Source organism: Bacteroides sp. AM23-12, assembly GCF_003434395.1.
GTDB lineage: Bacteria > Bacteroidota > Bacteroidia > Bacteroidales > Bacteroidaceae > Bacteroides > Bacteroides thetaiotaomicron.
Genome location: NZ_QTLF01000001.1, coordinates 327,996 through 344,136 on the forward strand (window position 1 = coordinate 327,996; position 16,141 = coordinate 344,136).

The window sequence follows — 16,141 nt, forward strand, 5'->3', positions numbered from 1 at the left end:
GTAAACACGATAATTTTCCTGAAAGTGTCAAATTGATGTAAAATATTGTGGATCAGTATGTTTTAAAATGATAACTAAATATTACGGCAAATACTATTCAAACTGGTTAGTTGTCTTGTTTTTTGATAGAAAAGTGGGAGAATTGATTTGTTCCAATAAATAAAATGTTAATTTTGCAGTAGTTATAAAAAACTAGCGGTTATGAAGAATGTGGTAGAGAATAGTGATTGGGATGTATGAAAAATAGTTCGTTAATTTTGTTGTATAATAATGCAGAATATTTGCCTTTTCACTTATCTTCAGGTTTCGAATCAAAAGGATGGGAGGTTACTCTAGATAAAAGACTGATTGGAAAGGCTGCTGTCGTTGTTTTCCACCTTCCTACGTTACTTGATGTATTATCGGAAGAATTAGAAAAAACAGAAGGACAGTTTTGGGTTGCTTGGAAACATTCGAGAGAACGAGAATGGAGATTCAATACTAAACCAGTATGGGGAAATATATTTGACTTGTATTTATCTTATTCTCCTCAGTGCTATTGGAAATGCGCTACAACTTTTGGTTCTCAGCTACGTCCGTACAAACTAATGTATCCTTTATTGGACGAGATAACGAATTGGTTTAGAAAAATAGATTTTATGATAATTGGAACTCAAAAGGGAGGAAGTACTGCTTTGCATGACTACCTTCATCATCATCCTTCTTGTTGGGGATCATTTTTTAAAGAGCCCGGTTTTTTTCTTTACCCAACTGAATATGCGAAAGGATTTCCATTTTTTATGGAATATATGTGGAAGGAATATCCTCCTTTCCGTTATTCTTTATCCGATAGTCTTTTGTTTGAATCTACTACTTGGTATTCTTATTGGCATGAGGTTCCTGAAAGACTTTTTGAATATAATCCTCATTTGAAATTTATTTTTCTTGTTAGAAATCCCATTGATAGAGCTTATTCGCAATATAACATGTTGATAAATTGGAGGAAAAGTCAGCTTTTACATGAATATGAACTTTTCCCTGATAAAGAAAAATTGAATATTTTATTAAAGAAGCTACTTGATACTCAGAATTTTCCCTTTTCGTATTGGGTCAATCTAGAAATAGAAAAGATAAGAAATCAGGAGAATACGCCAATAGATTTTTTTCCTGATTTTCTACATCGTGGATTTTATTATGAACAATTAGAGCGTTATTATCAGTTTTTTCCTGTGGAGAATATTTTAGTTATTGAACATCGTGAATTAAAAAACAATCGCATATCTACACTCAGAAAGATTGAACAATTTCTAAATATTCCCTATGTGGACTGGAATGCAATAAATTTAGATGATAAGTTTGTCTCACAATATAATGTAAAATTACCTAGTGATATTCGTAATAAGCTTAAGGCTTTTTTCAAGCCATATAATGAGAAATTTTATAAACTCATAAAGAGGAACTTTGATTGGTAATAATTTATAGTTTGAGTTAGTTTGTTCTATTTTTTATCTGTGAAGAATAAGAATGTGACAAATCGCTTATAAGTGTTAAATGGGTGGGACAAGCGTTTGTAATACAATATGTTGTAGTAGTTGGCTTTCTTTGTATACAATCTCAATATCGATATTCAAGGTAGTCTTCAACCTTAAACTTTTTATTTTCTATTATAAATTTAAAATATCGGCCATATAGCATTTTCTTGTCAATGGTTATTAGTGGACCAAAACTGTTTATAGGAAACTTTCTTATTCGTTTTTCTAAATAAGATACAATTATTTGCTCGTCAGTAGATAGTGTTTTCGGTAATAAAAGGTGTGGAATAATTTGTCCTGTTTTAGGGACTACTTCCAATAGAAATGAATATTCCTTCCCAACATGTTTGCTAAATTCTGTAGAAAAATTTTCATTAATAAGGGGGGAAATTAAAAAATCTATATTCCTTTTAATGTCATCATACCAACATCCGTCTTCGCGTATTAATATCATACCTCCTTTTTGTGGAAAACAAGAAGATTCAAACTCACCTTCATCTGGAGTTATTAGTTTTTCGTCAGATATCCTACCTTTATCAATGGATAGGATTGATGCTTTTTTTGATACAATTGTATTAAAAAGCTTTTTGGGACAATGCAAAACGAATAATTTGCCAGTGAACCATTTGGCAATTATACCATTATAACCTGCTGGTACATCTTGATACATGGTTGATTTTCTCGATCCATATTTTTCTTTTATTTTTTGAAATTCAAGAGCTGCGTGTTTTAAGGAATCTCTATTTTGCGGAAATATATCTTCTAAGAATAGATACTTACAGTTTCTGTTTGGAATTCTCCATTGAGCTACACAACAAAATTCTTTCTTTAAAGGTGAAGGATACATAAGAGAAGGCTCATAGAAGTAGCCCGGAACATATATTTTGTCATAATATTCAAGAACATTTTTTTCATTATTCTCAAAAAGATTCAGCATGTCAGTTAGAGACAGAACTTCATATTTGTCGTCTATATTATTTTGAGCATAGATTAGACTAGGCAATAAATATATGAAAAGTGATATAATTCTATTTTTCATAATTGTTATTCTCAATATGGAATATAGGTATCAGTTGGTTCATGATAAATATAAAATTCTTTATATCCAATTTCTTGTAATTTACTCTTTGTTTCATAGTCTGCACCTTAATTTTCATCTTAATTATTAGTGGACTTTTCTTTAGCTTTTAAATGAGGTATTTCATATTCATCTATGATTGGTGGATCTATTACTTCAATGTAATCTTTCGGTTCTCTATACCAAAAAAGATGTTCTAATGATCTGATATAGTGACTTATCTTTTTGGCACCTTTGTCATTATAAAAGCAATACAGAGCAATACATCCACGACGTTTTTTTTGAATTATCATTACTTGGCAATGATTATACTTATTCTCTAAATTTTCCCACATTCTTAAAGGATATGTAATTACGGTATCCGCATTAAATGCTTTATGAGCATATTTTAAAGATTTATAAGAGAGAGGAAGGTCACATAATGAGATCCCCCTTTCTCCTGTATTTATCAAAAAATCACTTTTGATTATTTCTAAATGATAAGTATTCATTTCAATCATAAATCCTGTTTTAAAACTAAAGTCAGCATAAATGGAATCTTTATCCCCGCAGAATATGGGAGGCACAGATACGTATGCAATAAAATTACTGTCTTTTGATAGTATGCAATTATAATGTCGACTAAATGCATGTGCTCTAAATTGTTTTGAAGTAATGCATATTAGATTACCGTTAGGAATATGATGAAACACAAAATCGCTGGACTGATTAAATCGTACTTGGTTTCTATTCAATGCATATCTTTCAGATATATATCCACCAGAATTGAAAAAATCTTTAGTTTTTTTATCTTCTTGAGAGCATACTTTTGACATACTCAAAAGTAAGAATGATGACAAGGCTATTGCTTGTAGTATTTTCATAGTTTTATTGTTCTTATATGTAATTATACTTGCTAAAACGTTGCATGCCAATCACACCAAAAGGTCCATGCCGGTTCATTCAGTTTCATTTTGTCTTCTCTATGCTTCTTAAGTATTTCCTTTGCTTGAGGGTAATCATACCATTTGCCGACTAGTTCTTCTCCAAATGGTCCTGAAGAACCGGGGAAGAAATCGGTAAATTTCACTCGTTGATCGGTATCGGAGAGATCTATCAGTTCTTCGGCATACTTACAATTGGTTTCTATTTGTTCGAACCAATAACGTTCAGAATTATTCTTATAAAAACAATTATAGTCGAGTACGGTAAGAGTTCTTTGATCAACTAACTTGAATTTTCTATATCCTAGCTGATATAAAGCATTCAAAGTGTCCAATTCGTGTCCTGCAATATCTTCATCTTCTCCTATGCATTCGGTTTCTACTGATATATATAGAGGTTTCTCACTCACTTTTTCCACCGTTTGCAATGCAATGATGTCATTTCCTTCTATATCTATTTTGCAATAAAAAGGAGTACCGTATTCATGAAACAAATGGTCCAGCCGTTTTGATTTAATCTTCTTTTTAATAGCTTTGCAGCACATTCTTGAAGAAATAGAAACTTTAGTTGAACTCCAAATGGTATTTGGACTTATATAAAAATCAGTGTCTACGTCATTTGTATCAGAAATCACATAGTTTAGCAACAATAGCTTTCCATTCTCTATGTATTTCTTAAAAATATTCTGCCATTCATTTATTAATTCAGGATCAGCATCCACAGCAATCACCCGATACCCTTTCAAAAGATAAAAAAGGGTATCTTCTCCTTTATGAAAACCTATATCAAAAATGAGATTTTCCATTAGACAATTCTATTTTTCATGAATAATAAGTTTATCATTGTTACATTGATCTTTCTTTTATTTCAGACTTATCAATTTCATTTGTTTATTCGCTCTTGCAAAATGCTCTCTTATTTTACCTTGCTGTTCCATATTACTTTGAGTAACATCCGAGTACCCAAAATCCTTTTGTTCTGAGATAAAAGGATAGATGACCATTTTGTTTGTTGCTAGTTTGGATATTACTCCATCGGCTGTGTCAGTGTTCTGAAACGAATAATCCAGCATCTTATCAAAAAAACGATTATAAACAACAATGAATTGTGTGCACCAAAACCAGTCTACTTTATAGCGATGATATCCTGCAGGGATCGCTTGTCCAAATCCTCCAATACCACCGGAAAGTACTTCTGCTCCTTGTATATAAGCTTCTGTAACTTCTTTGAACAGTAATTTGGGAGAATAATTTTCCGTGAAATAATGGTCGTCTTCACAAATGACAATGATGTCTTCTCCTTTCTCTTTTGCCATTTTTATGATTTTGATCATACTATTCCACAAACCTACTGCACCGATAGGATGAACCGACGCCTCTACTAAATTTAACTCGAATTCTTCCTTGTTGTCGAACTCTTTAATAATATGTTGTTTACGTTCTACCCTTTCTTTCATGTTGATAACATAAACCGGAAGATAAAAATCCGGTTGATGCTCGGATGCGAGTCGTTCTATAATCTTATTACTTTTATCGAGCCATCTGTTCCAGTTTAAACGTTCTTCAAAATTCTTTCGGGCCGTTTTCCTTAGTTGGGAATATGTTGCAGGGGTATTGAATGTATCTTTTATTTTATCAGCATATTCTAGTGCAGAAGCATCGATGTTGAACAGAAATCCATTTTCTCCTTCTTTGATAACCTGTGATACACCTCCTACATTAGAACCTAACGATGGAATACCATAGGCGCATGCTTCGCAGAAAGCTATTCCAAAACAGTCAAAGCGGGTGGGTAGAACTAGAAAATGCGAACGCGTTAGGATTTCATGGAATTTTAATCTATCATTCGGGTTTGCTTTGTCGATAAAAGGGTATATTTCAATATTCGGATCATTTGGTAAGGACATTGGAGGTTCACTCCCTATCATAGTGAGTGTACATTGAAATCCTCTTCCTTTTAGATTATGATAAATTTCAAGTACTTTGTTTCCGCCTTTCATATTCCAATTTCTTCCGATAAATAAGAGGTTACATGGTGTATTTATCGGCGATACGTTATCTAGAACTGGGATGTTCTCTATGATATTCGCTCCAAATTCAACCACTTCTATTTTCTCGGCATCGGCATTGTAATCCTGCATTGCGCTCTGTTTTGCCCATTCCGAACAATAAATAATTTTATCCGCCTTTTGTATAGCGAGTGATTCCAGTTGTTCGGCTAGTTTGGTAAGACTTTCGTCATGCCAGTTCATGTATTGGTTAAACAAATGAAATGTAGTATCTCCAATATAAATAAGTGGTACATCCGAAACGAGATATGCGGAAAAAAAATAATCTCGGCATACAATGACGTCATAACATTCTTTTTTCAATAGGTTAGAAACCAACTTGCCAAAAAGTAACGCATAATTTTCTGGAAAGAATGCTTCATTGCCTTTGAAATTAGCTTTGTGGAATTCCCAAACCTCAGCAAACGTAGTTCCGCCTACCCATATCACCCTATGCTTCTTCTGAAGTGAAGTGTATAGATAGTAAAGAGTACCTGACCAATTATTCTGGTCATTAGGATTTAATGAAGATAAAAAAGCTATGTTCATGATTCTAGTTCAATCTAAAATAATTTATCTACCAGTTTCATAATATAATTATCTCTGATATTTATGCGTATTTCTTGTTTTGATTTCTTATGTTTCCAGAAAAAGTCTGTAAGTTCTTTAGTTTCATTATAAACAATAGTATCGTGAGGCATCTGTATTTCCATACGTTTCAGAAATTGCAAATACGATTGTATCCGTTCTCTGGTCCAAAAATGATTCATCACCATCCCCATACCCATAGACTCATCCGGAGATAAAGTTACACAGTAAGTACTGTCATCTATCATCACAAATAGACTGTCTTCTCCTTTGTTGATTTCATTCACTGCAAAATATGCTCCACTCGTAAGCGATTCAAAATTACTAAGTGATGGACTGCTAAGACTATCCCAGCGACTTTTCTCTACTAAATAGCACATAATTCGGGCATCAGAATCCGTTTTATTATTTATTGATCCCCAAATACGATAATCACAACTTGACAATAGTAAAGTGCCTATAACGTATAATAACACTTGTCTCGTTCTGTTCTTGTATACCATAATTATCAAATTTATAATTAATACAGTAAATGTAATGTTGCAGCCTATTTTATGTATTCACCTTTCATTACTAAATATTTTAGTGAAGATGATCTTATGATTTACTTAGTATCTGACATATAGTTTTGATTAATTTATAATCAGTACTTATTTAATATAATAACTTAATGTTCAAATCTGTTTTTTAGTGCTTAGTGTACTTCTTTGTGTATAAATATAGCTTATCCAAAAGACTATGCTAATAATTGGACAAGCAATTTTAATTGTAAATGGATAATATGCATAATGTTTGAGGTAAAAAGGTAATCCTCCAATATCAACATTCCAATGTCCGTTTATATAATTTACTTGTATGGTTATATTTGCTACTAAAATCAAAAGCATCCAAATCCATTTGTACTTAATCTTTTTATATAGTATAAAGAATAATGTTGATATAATAAACAAATTTGTAATTATCAGATTTATTAAATAGAATAAGCGAACCGTTGATTTTGGATAAGATGGAATCAATTCTCTATTTGAAGTCTTCATTCTTAATGAAAGGTCATGGATATCTTTTTGTTGACTTAAGTCGAAATATTTTGTTTCATATCCTTTTTTAGTGACCAATACTTCAAGTTTATCACTATAAGAGCCTGGTCCGTAAAGATTGAGCATAAAATACCCTAAAGAGTCACTATACAGTGTCTCTTTTTCAGATGTAACGATTTTTGCATTATTTATTGGATTTCCTAATTCATCAATGACATGCCCCGACATAGTAAAGACTCGATCGCATGAAGTTTGTAAAAGCAGTAATGCAATTAAATACACAAGTTGTTTTTTCATTATAGTATTTTTAGTTGAGAGTCATTAGATTCTTGAATTACTTTGCATTCTATTAAATAGATTCACAAAGAAACGGAATATATCTTCATAAGACATCCATTTATTCTTTTCTAAATATTCAAGATCAGATAATAAGCTATTTAGTGCTTTATTATCATAGATAGAGAGAAGATAGAGAAGAATTTCCTTTCTTAAACGGATGGAACCTAAAAACATTTCCTCTTTCTTCGTTACGGTGACTTGTGTATCACTTCTCCTAAGCATCATCAACTCTTGTGGCTCAACAAATAATATTCCTCCGGCCTTAGCTATATCAAACCACAATTTATAATCTTCTACATAGGGATAGTTTTGGTATTTAATGTGATGATTAAACAAAAACTCCTTTTTAACCATCACACTAGGATGAAGTAACATGTTGTATTTTAATAATTCCAATACAGGTTCGCATATGATCTCATGGCCAAAATGAAAAACATTTCTTTCGTTACCCTTATCGCTGAAAATCTTAGCCCATGTACCACAAACTGTGATGTTCGGATTCTTCTTCATACGTTTTAACTGTATTCGTAGGCGCTCAGTGTGCATAATATCATCAGCATCCATACGTGCGATATAGGCACCCAAAGCTAATTCTAGCCCCTCATTTAAGTTCCGAATGAAATTATGCTTCCTTCTTATCAAACGTATTCTTTCGTCTGTATATCTTTCGATTCTTTCTACTGTCCTATCTGTAGAACCGTCATCCATGATAAGAAGTTCAAAGTCGGTAAATGTTTGTTTTAAGATACTATCAATTGATTCTTTGATGTACTTTTCTCCATTTCTGACAGGCATTAAAATTGTTATTTCAGGCATTATCTTGTTGTATTAATTGTTCATACACATTTATCGTGTTCTCTATCATATTATCCAGTGTGAATTTTTCACGATAGTTTTTGATCGCATTTTCACTCAACTTTTGCCTTAAGACTTTATCATCTATTAGACGAATAATAGCATCTGTTAATTTTTCTTCATCTAGCTCCAATCCAAAATCCTCATCAAACACTAAGGGAATTTTCAAAGCATTTACTTCATCTTCAAACATTTCAGAAAGTGCATCTACGTCTGATACGATCATTGGCATGCCGAACATTGACATTTCAATAGCAACATAACTACATTGTTCATGCAAAGAGGGTACAATTCCGAGAGAACAGCTAGAATATAAAATACTAAGTTTCTTATAAGAAATATTACCCAAGAAATCAACATCCAGTTCTTTGTATTTTAAATAAATTCTATTTTTAATCCTGAAACTACAATCTCCTGCCAATTGTAGTTTCACTTTTCGACCTCTTAAATATACCTTTTGTAATGCATTTAGCAGATTAAAAATACCTTTTTCTTTACTAATCCGTCCAACGAAAAGAATCTTAAAATCTTCATTGCCTGTCTTTAGGGGCGTAACCTTTGTCTCTCTTAATCCATTATATATTACAGATATATTAAGTTTATTATATTTGCAGACCGAAAGTATGTGTTTCTTTGCTGAATTGGAAACACATATAATTTTATCTGCAATAGTATATGCATTTTGTTCGGTATTATTTAGGCTAATTGAAATAAAATTTCCAGCCTCAACTTCTTTGTATAATTGTTTGAATGTTTTTTCGTTAGTTTCTAAACTGAACTTCCATGGAATAACATGCAAATGCAATAAAATAGTACCACCTAATTCTTTCTTCAGTAATGATGCTAAACCTGATAGAAAAAATTCTTGAGTATGAAATACTATATTTGTTTTTCCATCTAGATATGACTTTGTTAGTTTTGTTATTATATTAAAATATTTGTTCCTCCAAAAGTGATCTGATGAATAAGGATTTATCTCAAAAGGGAGTCTTGCAAAAATAAGATCTTTCTTTTCATATATTTCAGGAAAAATAGCAGATGAGTCTAATACTATAGAGTGGATTTTATATTTTTTTTGAGTTAACAACCCCCTCTTAAGCATTTCAATATATCGAATAACACCTGTAGGATGTCCATTTTCATAATATAATAGTACAATATTATAATCCATTTAAATAAATAATTTCATTTTTCTATTTTTTAAAATCATTTCTTTATTCAACATACATCTCATTAACATAAATTTAGGAATACCATATTCTAAAGATACCAGCGAACTTAGTTTGCCTTGATTTAAAAGAGATTGCTTGTTGATTAAATTTTCACATGTAAATAATGAATCTATCCATTTATATATATGTTCAAATTGAAATGGATTTTTTTCTTCTTTAAATAGTTCATTGATTATATAATATGAGTCTATTGCTTCTTCAATACTCATGGTATTATTAATTGTATTTTGAAGAATATTATTTATTAAAGATTGAGAATTTAAAATTAATCTCTTTTTCTGACATTTTTTACTATAATGAAAAAAATGGAAAGCAAACTTTAGATTCATGCATATATAAGCTTTTTGCTCTAATTGTTCGTGGATATTAATTATTGAACAAGTGACATTGTCTAAATAATATTTATCTCTGTCAAATGATGAATTATAGATTGTAAATATCTTTGCTGCGCTAGAGTAGAAAAAGCGAAGTTCAATGGGATTAACTGGTACAAATTGATAATAATCGACTAAGATAGAAGTTAATACATTTAATATCTCCTCAAAGTCATCAATTGATATTTCGTTCTTTATATTGAATAAGAAAACTAGATATCCGATACATTCTTCGATATTGGTTTCTTTGATTTTTATACTTTTTATATAGCAGATGATTTCTTGTAATTCAATGCCATACAACTCATTAAAATCGCAATTAATAAAATTATTCTCAATAGTATACAGTAGTGCACATGCAATTCCTGCTTTTCCTTTTTTAAATGAATATTCTTTTATATTCCAAGCTAATACTTCTTTAAGGAGCTCGAAAGCTGTTTCTTTTATTATCTCTCGCTTATCGATTTGAGATACTTCATATAAACTCAACATGATTCCTGCTTTTCCAGTCATTAATCCCGGGTTGTCAAGTAAATATCCGTGAAGAAGCATAAAATCAACAAGCATTTTGTTGAAAATATTCTGTTGATTCATGTCTTTAAGGCAATTAGTCATAATATGAAGTCATTAGAGTGTAAAGTGTTTGTAACAAATAACATATTTATTGGAGGGTAGCTATCCAATTTATTATTTTTCTCCATATTGATGTACTATATTCTATGTTTTTACTCTTCATGTGGCTTATAGATGTGAAAAATGGTGTATAGACATCGCATTTGCAATAAGAATGATTAATGCTATCCAATCGTAGGATTTCATAATTTCTCTTTTTGATATCTATAAATATTTTTTCTATTCCATCTGCATTATCTTTCCAATCCATCCATTCATCCATCTTTCCATATAGCAATATTATTGGACATGAGATCTTTGAATAATAAACTTTCGGATCATATTTAGTTACAGCTATAAAATGTGGATTCGCCCATTTGTCTAAAGTTTGTTTATATACTTGATGCAAAGTCATATTGCCGTAGGCTTTTATTCGAAATACTGAATCATTATAAAGCATTGCATCGTGCTCTTTTAATTTAGATTGAATTATCGTTGGGCTATTATATCTCTCAATAATTCTTATTTTGTCCCATATTTCTTTTCTTATCCATTTATCTTGTATGGAGTGAAGTTTTAAATAATCAATACGAAGAGTTGATTGATAATAAATAAAATCTGTACCTTTTATTCCACAAGATGATAATATAATGGCAAAAGCAATATCATTATTTTTAGATGATTCAATAGCTACTGCACTCCCTCCTTCACTATGCCCTAAAAGACCTATTTTATAAGTTGCAAAACGCCTATCTCGCTTTAATGATAGGAAAGCATCATGCAGATCATCAGCTTGATTATACATTGTTACTTCTTCCCCGCTAATATTCAGATTCTTTGCTCTATTCTCAAAACGCAGACTTGCAATACCGCTATGAGCAAACACTTCAGCTAACTCAGAATACATCCCATGATAATCTGCATCAGAAGGATATGGAGGTGTTTGCATTATTACTACTTTTTTTTCAGATATCTGAGAACTGGATGGGATACAAAGAATCCCATTTAATTTCAGATTGCCACTATCAACGTAAAAAGAAAAATTTTCTACTTGGATATTGGGAATAGAATCTGCAAAACAGAATTCGGCGTATATCAGAAAAAAGCAGAATATAATATTCCTTATCATAATAATTATATTTTCTTATGATGGTGTACCATATCCTGTCGATGGATAAGTTGTATGGCTGTCCATATAGTCATTTCCTCTTTTGGTTGCATCTTGCTCATAGGGCATATCGTCATGACTACCTGGATCTGTTAATAGATTATACCCACTTGGAATTGCAACATCTTTCCAATAAGAACCACTTCCCATTTCTAGTTCTTGTAAATAATGTCCGTATTCATGAGCGAAATCTTTTATAGTGAAGGGATGTCTTGTATCATTAAGCCAATCTTGTGATATGGAAATGACACCTCCAACTTGAAACGCTGTTCCTGAAGCGATTGGTTCAGCTGTTGATATCCCTATTCCTTCAAAAAAAATCTGTTTGCCATCTTCTCCATAATACCATGTTCCATTTCCTGTTTCTTGAAGAAATCCTCCCGCTATTCTTAAAGTTTCATATCCCTTTACAGGGTCCCAGCCACCTTGGACTCTTTTTTCTTCATCTTCATTTAGTACTGGCATCTCTTTCCGAATCTCATCAATGAGTGCTCTTGTTAATTTTTGCTTCATAAGTATTAAATTTTATTTGTGTGATTCTGCAAATATAGAAATAAATTTCGCATCTTTGCAAGAAATATAAATCTTTTTTTATGCAAACAAGACAATTCCCCTGGGAGTACCAAATGGATGCAAAAGACTGTGGCCCAGCATGTATCAAAATGATAGCAAAATACTACGGCAAATACTATTCGTTGCAATATTTGAGGGATTTATGTGGGATAACCAGAGAAGGGGTTTCCTTTTTGGATATTAGCTATGCTGCCGAAAAAATAGGGCTAAGAACTGTAGCGGTTAAGGCGACTATGGAGAATCTGACTAACAGGATTCCACTGCCATGTATCATACACTGGGACCAGCACCACTTCATTGTTGTGTATAAAACAAAAAAAGGGAAGATATATGTGTCCGATCCTGCCAAAGGCTTGCTTTCCTACCCGGAAGAGGATTTCAAAGACAGATGGTATAAGGAAGGGGAAGAATTCGGGATGCTGATGGTATTGGAGCCTATGGCGAACTTCAAGCAAATAGAAGCTCATGAACGGATCGAAAGATTCAAAAGTTTCGAAAACCTTCTCAACTATTTTACGCCATATAAAAAAGCATTCGGCATATTGTTCGCTATCATGTTGATAGCCACCGGACTGCAAGCAGTACTTCCGTTTATCTCAAAATCTGTAATAGATATAGGTATATATACTCAGGATATATCTTTCATCTACATGATGCTAATCGGCAATATTGTTCTTTTACTTAGTATAACGCTGTCAAATGTATTAAGAGACTGGGTCTTGCTGCACGTTTCTACCCGTGTCAATATCTCCCTCATATCGGACTATCTGATCAAATTAATGAAATTACCGGTGACTTTCTTCGAAAACAAACTGGTCGGTGATATCCTTCAACGGGCGGGCGATCATGAAAGAATACGCAGCTTTGTGATGAACAACTCCTTGGGGATGTTCTTCTCTATCATTACATTCGTTGTATTCAGCATTATACTGTTGATTTATAATCCTATGATCTTTTTTATTTTTATAGCGGGCAGTGGGATTTATGTAGCATGGATTTTCACCTTTTTGAGCATACGTAAAAAGCTCGACTGGGAGTATTTCGAACTGAATGCCAAGAACCAAAGTTACTGGGTGGAAACCATCGAAAATGTTCAGGAGATTAAAATAAACAATTACGAAGACCTTAAACGCTGGAAATGGGAAGCTATACAGGCAAGGATATACCGGTTGAATCTGAAAGTGCTGAAAATCAATAATGCACAGTCGCTTGGGGCGCAATTTATCAATAGTATGATGAATATTGCCGTCACGTTCTACTGTGCCATCGCCGTTATCAATGGAGATATCACTTTCGGAGTCATGATCTCAACGCAATTTATTATAGGGATGCTGAACGGACCTGTGGCACAGTTAGTCAGTTTTATACAATCTGCCCAGTATGCTAAAATCAGCTTTATGCGTATCAATGAAATTCATCAGCTGAAAGATGAAGACGATTCTTCGCCTGTGATAAGCAACAGTCTGAGTTTGCCTGTAGACAAAAGTTTATATCTGAAGAACGTATCATTTCAGTATTCGAGAAATGCTCCGCTGGTTTTGAAAAACATCACCTTGCAGATTCCTAAAGGAAAAGTGACCGCTATTGTCGGAGACAGCGGATGCGGCAAATCTACTTTACTCAAACTGTTGTTGCGTCTATACATGCCTTCTTACGGAGAAATCTGTATGGGAGATATGAACGTGAATAATATCAGTCTTCGCAATTGGCGTGCTAAATGCGGCTGCGTGATGCAGGACGGGAAATTGTTTAATGACACCATACAGAACAATATTGTACTGGATGATGCCAATATTGATTATGAGGCATTGCAGAAGGCTGTTGAAGTAGCCAATATCAGCCACGAGATAGAAGCTATGCCGCAGGGATACCAGACAATGATCGGAGAAATGGGCAGAGGTTTGAGTGGAGGGCAACGGCAGCGTGTACTGATAGCAAGAGCGCTCTACAAGGATCCGGACTATCTGTTTCTGGACGAAGCTACCAATGCACTTGATACGATTAATGAGCAAAAGATAGTAAGGGCATTAAATAACGTTTTCAAAAACAGGACAGTCATTGTGGTAGCTCATCGGCTAAGTACGATTCGCAGGGCAGACCAAATCATCGTATTAAAAGCGGGAATGATCATAGAGACAGGCAATCATCAAAGCCTGATGACAAACAAACAGTATTATTACAACTTAATTCAAAGCCAATATGAACCGGAAACAAACACCTTCTCCACAGAAGAAAGCGCAGACTAAATCATCCGGAAGAAGCGAAGAACTGGATGAGATTATTGACCGGATGCCCATGGCTTTCGGAAAATGGGTGGCACTGGCGGTCATTGTATTTGCAGCATTATTTCTATTGTTCGGATGGATTATCAAATACCCGGATATGGTGACCGGGCAAATTAAAATTAATGCGCAGAACCCGACCGTAAGGCTTGTTGCCAACAGTACGGGGAATTTGCTGCTTCTTTCGCACAAAGCACAGGAGGAGGTGAAGAAGGGGGAATATATAGCGGTCGTGCAAAATCCTGCTTCTACAGAGGATGTGCGGAAGATTGCGGATTTAATAAATCGAATAGATTTCGATGGCACCCATTTGCTTGCTCTTAAAGATACATTTCCCGACAAGGTATATTTAGGAGAAATCAACCCTCAATACTATGCCTTTCTTGCAGCTCTGAAAGCTCAATGTGACTATCTGCAGCAGAATGTCTACGAAAAGCAAAGAGAGAATATCACGACGAGCATTGAATGGAAAAAGAAGATTGTCCGAGAAGCGGAGGACTCGCAGAAAGCTGCAAAAGATAGAATGGATGTTGCCCGGAAATGGCTTAAACGTTATGTCTCTCTTGATCAGCAGGAAATAGCGACTTATGAATATGAGACCGATCAGATTAAAAATAATTACCTGACAACAGTACAGGAGGTACAAAACATAAATAGGGAGATTGCCTCGACCCGCATGCAAATCACAGAAGCATACCATCGGCTGGAGCAACTGGAAGTGGAACAACTGGAGAAAGAACGGGAACTGAAAGTGGAACTTTTGTCCACTCATCAGAACTTGATAGCAAATATGGCCGCATGGGAACAGAAATATGTTTTCAAAGCTCCTTTTGATGGAAAAGTAGAGTTCCTGAAATTTATTTCAGATGGTCAATTTGTGCAGGCAGGAGAAGCGGTATTTGGAGTGATACCCAAGGAAAACCATATATATGGTCAGGTGCTGCTTCCGGCCAATGGAGCCGGAAAGGTAAAAGAAAACAGTAAAGTCGTTATTAAGTTAGAGAACTATCCCTACATGGAGTATGGATATATAGAGGGATATGTATCTTCTATTTCTTTGGTCACCCAAACGCAGAAAACAGGAGAAAAGACCATTGAAACATATTTGATTAACGTTGAATTACCCAACGGATTAACAACTAATTATGAAGAGACTCTCGACTTTAAATATGAGTTGGGAGGAACTGCCGATATTATTGTAAAAGACAGACGATTGATAGAACGCCTGTTTGATAATTTAAGGTATCGGACTAAATAAAGCTCATACTCAAATTTACGCTCCATAGGAATTCAACACGACTTTTGCCCTCATGCTCTAACAGTCCGTCTGTATCCCTTTATTCATCGTGGTTTCGGGCGTGGTAGCAAGTGTGGTGGCAAGTATGAGAGCAAACGGTTGCTCTCACTCAGTTTCGTCGCATTATATGTTGTTTTTTGCTGCTATTATTTGATTTACAGAGTATTAATGTCTGAAGTGTCAACTATTAACGATTGGCATTTCAGCCATTAATAACTGAGAAA

14 protein-coding genes are annotated in these 16,141 nt (G+C 33.7%); 3 read left to right on the forward strand and 11 right to left on the reverse strand.

Annotated elements, in window-relative coordinates; translation table 11 throughout:
* Nucleotides 1-236 precede the first annotated feature (236 nt).
* On the forward strand, nt 237-1,451 hold the full coding sequence (locus DW640_RS01095; protein ID WP_117576897.1) for a sulfotransferase domain-containing protein: 1,215 nt from the start codon (nt 237-239) through the stop codon (nt 1,449-1,451).
* Nucleotides 1,452-1,593: 142 nt separating this feature from the next.
* Here DW640_RS01095 and DW640_RS01100 read toward each other — a convergent pair whose 3' ends face one another.
* The 11 genes from DW640_RS01100 to DW640_RS01150 form a co-directional block, all read right to left on the reverse strand.
* Complete coding sequence (locus tag DW640_RS01100) at nt 1,594-2,550, reverse strand: DUF5030 domain-containing protein (RefSeq protein ID WP_117576899.1); 957 nt, start codon at nt 2,548-2,550, stop codon at nt 1,594-1,596.
* 119 nt (nt 2,551-2,669) lie between these two features.
* Entirely contained in the window at nt 2,670-3,452 is a 783-nt protein-coding gene (locus tag DW640_RS01105; RefSeq protein WP_117576901.1) for a hypothetical protein, read from the reverse strand.
* A gap of 32 nt (nt 3,453-3,484) precedes the next feature.
* Nucleotides 3,485-4,318, reverse strand: coding sequence for an FkbM family methyltransferase (locus DW640_RS01110; protein WP_117576903.1), 834 nt, complete (start codon nt 4,316-4,318; stop codon nt 3,485-3,487).
* 57 nt (nt 4,319-4,375) lie between these two features.
* Nucleotides 4,376-6,109, reverse strand: coding sequence for a glycosyltransferase (locus tag DW640_RS01115; protein ID WP_117576905.1), 1,734 nt, complete (start codon nt 6,107-6,109; stop codon nt 4,376-4,378).
* A 14-nt stretch (nt 6,110-6,123) separates the two neighbouring features.
* A complete protein-coding gene (locus DW640_RS01120) occupies nt 6,124-6,528 on the reverse strand; it encodes a hypothetical protein (protein ID WP_117576907.1) in 405 nt (134 codons plus the stop codon).
* A gap of 294 nt (nt 6,529-6,822) precedes the next feature.
* Nucleotides 6,823-7,482 (reverse strand): carboxypeptidase-like regulatory domain-containing protein, encoded by a 660-nt coding sequence (locus DW640_RS01125; protein ID WP_117576909.1) that lies wholly within the window; start codon nt 7,480-7,482, stop codon nt 6,823-6,825.
* A gap of 24 nt (nt 7,483-7,506) precedes the next feature.
* Nucleotides 7,507-8,340 carry a glycosyltransferase family 2 protein gene (locus tag DW640_RS01130; RefSeq protein WP_117576911.1) on the reverse strand — a complete coding sequence of 278 codons (834 nt, stop codon included), beginning with the start codon at nt 8,338-8,340 and terminating at the stop codon, nt 7,507-7,509.
* Entirely contained in the window at nt 8,333-9,550 is a 1,218-nt protein-coding gene (locus DW640_RS01135; protein WP_117576913.1) for a glycosyltransferase family 4 protein, read from the reverse strand. Before DW640_RS01135 ends, DW640_RS01130 begins: the two co-directional genes overlap by 8 nt.
* Nucleotides 9,551-10,579 (reverse strand): hypothetical protein, encoded by a 1,029-nt coding sequence (locus DW640_RS01140; protein WP_117576915.1) that lies wholly within the window; start codon nt 10,577-10,579, stop codon nt 9,551-9,553. It abuts the gene before it with no gap.
* 67 nt (nt 10,580-10,646) lie between these two features.
* The gene (locus tag DW640_RS01145) at nt 10,647-11,726 is read right to left on the reverse strand and encodes an alpha/beta hydrolase (RefSeq protein WP_118201996.1); all 1,080 of its coding nucleotides are present in this window, start codon (nt 11,724-11,726) and stop codon (nt 10,647-10,649) included.
* 15 nt (nt 11,727-11,741) lie between these two features.
* The gene (locus DW640_RS01150) at nt 11,742-12,278 is read right to left on the reverse strand and encodes a hypothetical protein (protein WP_117576919.1); all 537 of its coding nucleotides are present in this window, start codon (nt 12,276-12,278) and stop codon (nt 11,742-11,744) included.
* A gap of 80 nt (nt 12,279-12,358) precedes the next feature.
* On the opposite strand from DW640_RS01150, the gene DW640_RS01155 reads away from it, so the two are divergent.
* Together DW640_RS01155 and DW640_RS01160 are read left to right on the forward strand one after the other, a co-directional pair.
* Nucleotides 12,359-14,584, forward strand: a complete 2,226-nt coding sequence (locus tag DW640_RS01155) for a peptidase domain-containing ABC transporter (protein WP_008759963.1) — start codon at nt 12,359-12,361, stop codon at nt 14,582-14,584.
* Entirely contained in the window at nt 14,538-15,878 is a 1,341-nt protein-coding gene (locus DW640_RS01160; RefSeq protein WP_008759964.1) for an HlyD family secretion protein, read from the forward strand. Before DW640_RS01155 ends, DW640_RS01160 begins: the two co-directional genes overlap by 47 nt.
* Nucleotides 15,879-16,141: the final 263 nt, after the last annotated feature.

Bases quoted from the DNA above. Each gene is read 5' to 3' on its own strand.
- DW640_RS01095 (WP_117576897.1), top strand. From the start codon at position 237: ATGAAAAATAGTTCGTTAATTTTGTTGTATAATAATGCAGAATATTTG.
- DW640_RS01100 (WP_117576899.1), bottom strand. From the start codon at position 2,550: ATGAAAAATAGAATTATATCACTTTTCATATATTTATTGCCTAGTCTA.
- DW640_RS01105 (WP_117576901.1), bottom strand. From the start codon at position 3,452: ATGAAAATACTACAAGCAATAGCCTTGTCATCATTCTTACTTTTGAGT.
- DW640_RS01110 (WP_117576903.1), bottom strand. From the start codon at position 4,318: ATGGAAAATCTCATTTTTGATATAGGTTTTCATAAAGGAGAAGATACC.
- DW640_RS01115 (WP_117576905.1), bottom strand. From the start codon at position 6,109: ATGAACATAGCTTTTTTATCTTCATTAAATCCTAATGACCAGAATAAT.
- DW640_RS01120 (WP_117576907.1), bottom strand. From the start codon at position 6,528: ATGTGCTATTTAGTAGAGAAAAGTCGCTGGGATAGTCTTAGCAGTCCA.
- DW640_RS01125 (WP_117576909.1), bottom strand. From the start codon at position 7,482: ATGAAAAAACAACTTGTGTATTTAATTGCATTACTGCTTTTACAAACT.
- DW640_RS01130 (WP_117576911.1), bottom strand. From the start codon at position 8,340: ATGCCTGAAATAACAATTTTAATGCCTGTCAGAAATGGAGAAAAGTAC.
- DW640_RS01135 (WP_117576913.1), bottom strand. From the start codon at position 9,550: ATGGATTATAATATTGTACTATTATATTATGAAAATGGACATCCTACA.
- DW640_RS01140 (WP_117576915.1), bottom strand. From the start codon at position 10,579: ATGAATCAACAGAATATTTTCAACAAAATGCTTGTTGATTTTATGCTT.
- DW640_RS01145 (WP_118201996.1), bottom strand. From the start codon at position 11,726: ATGATAAGGAATATTATATTCTGCTTTTTTCTGATATACGCCGAATTC.
- DW640_RS01150 (WP_117576919.1), bottom strand. From the start codon at position 12,278: ATGAAGCAAAAATTAACAAGAGCACTCATTGATGAGATTCGGAAAGAG.
- DW640_RS01155 (WP_008759963.1), top strand. From the start codon at position 12,359: ATGCAAACAAGACAATTCCCCTGGGAGTACCAAATGGATGCAAAAGAC.
- DW640_RS01160 (WP_008759964.1), top strand. From the start codon at position 14,538: ATGAACCGGAAACAAACACCTTCTCCACAGAAGAAAGCGCAGACTAAA.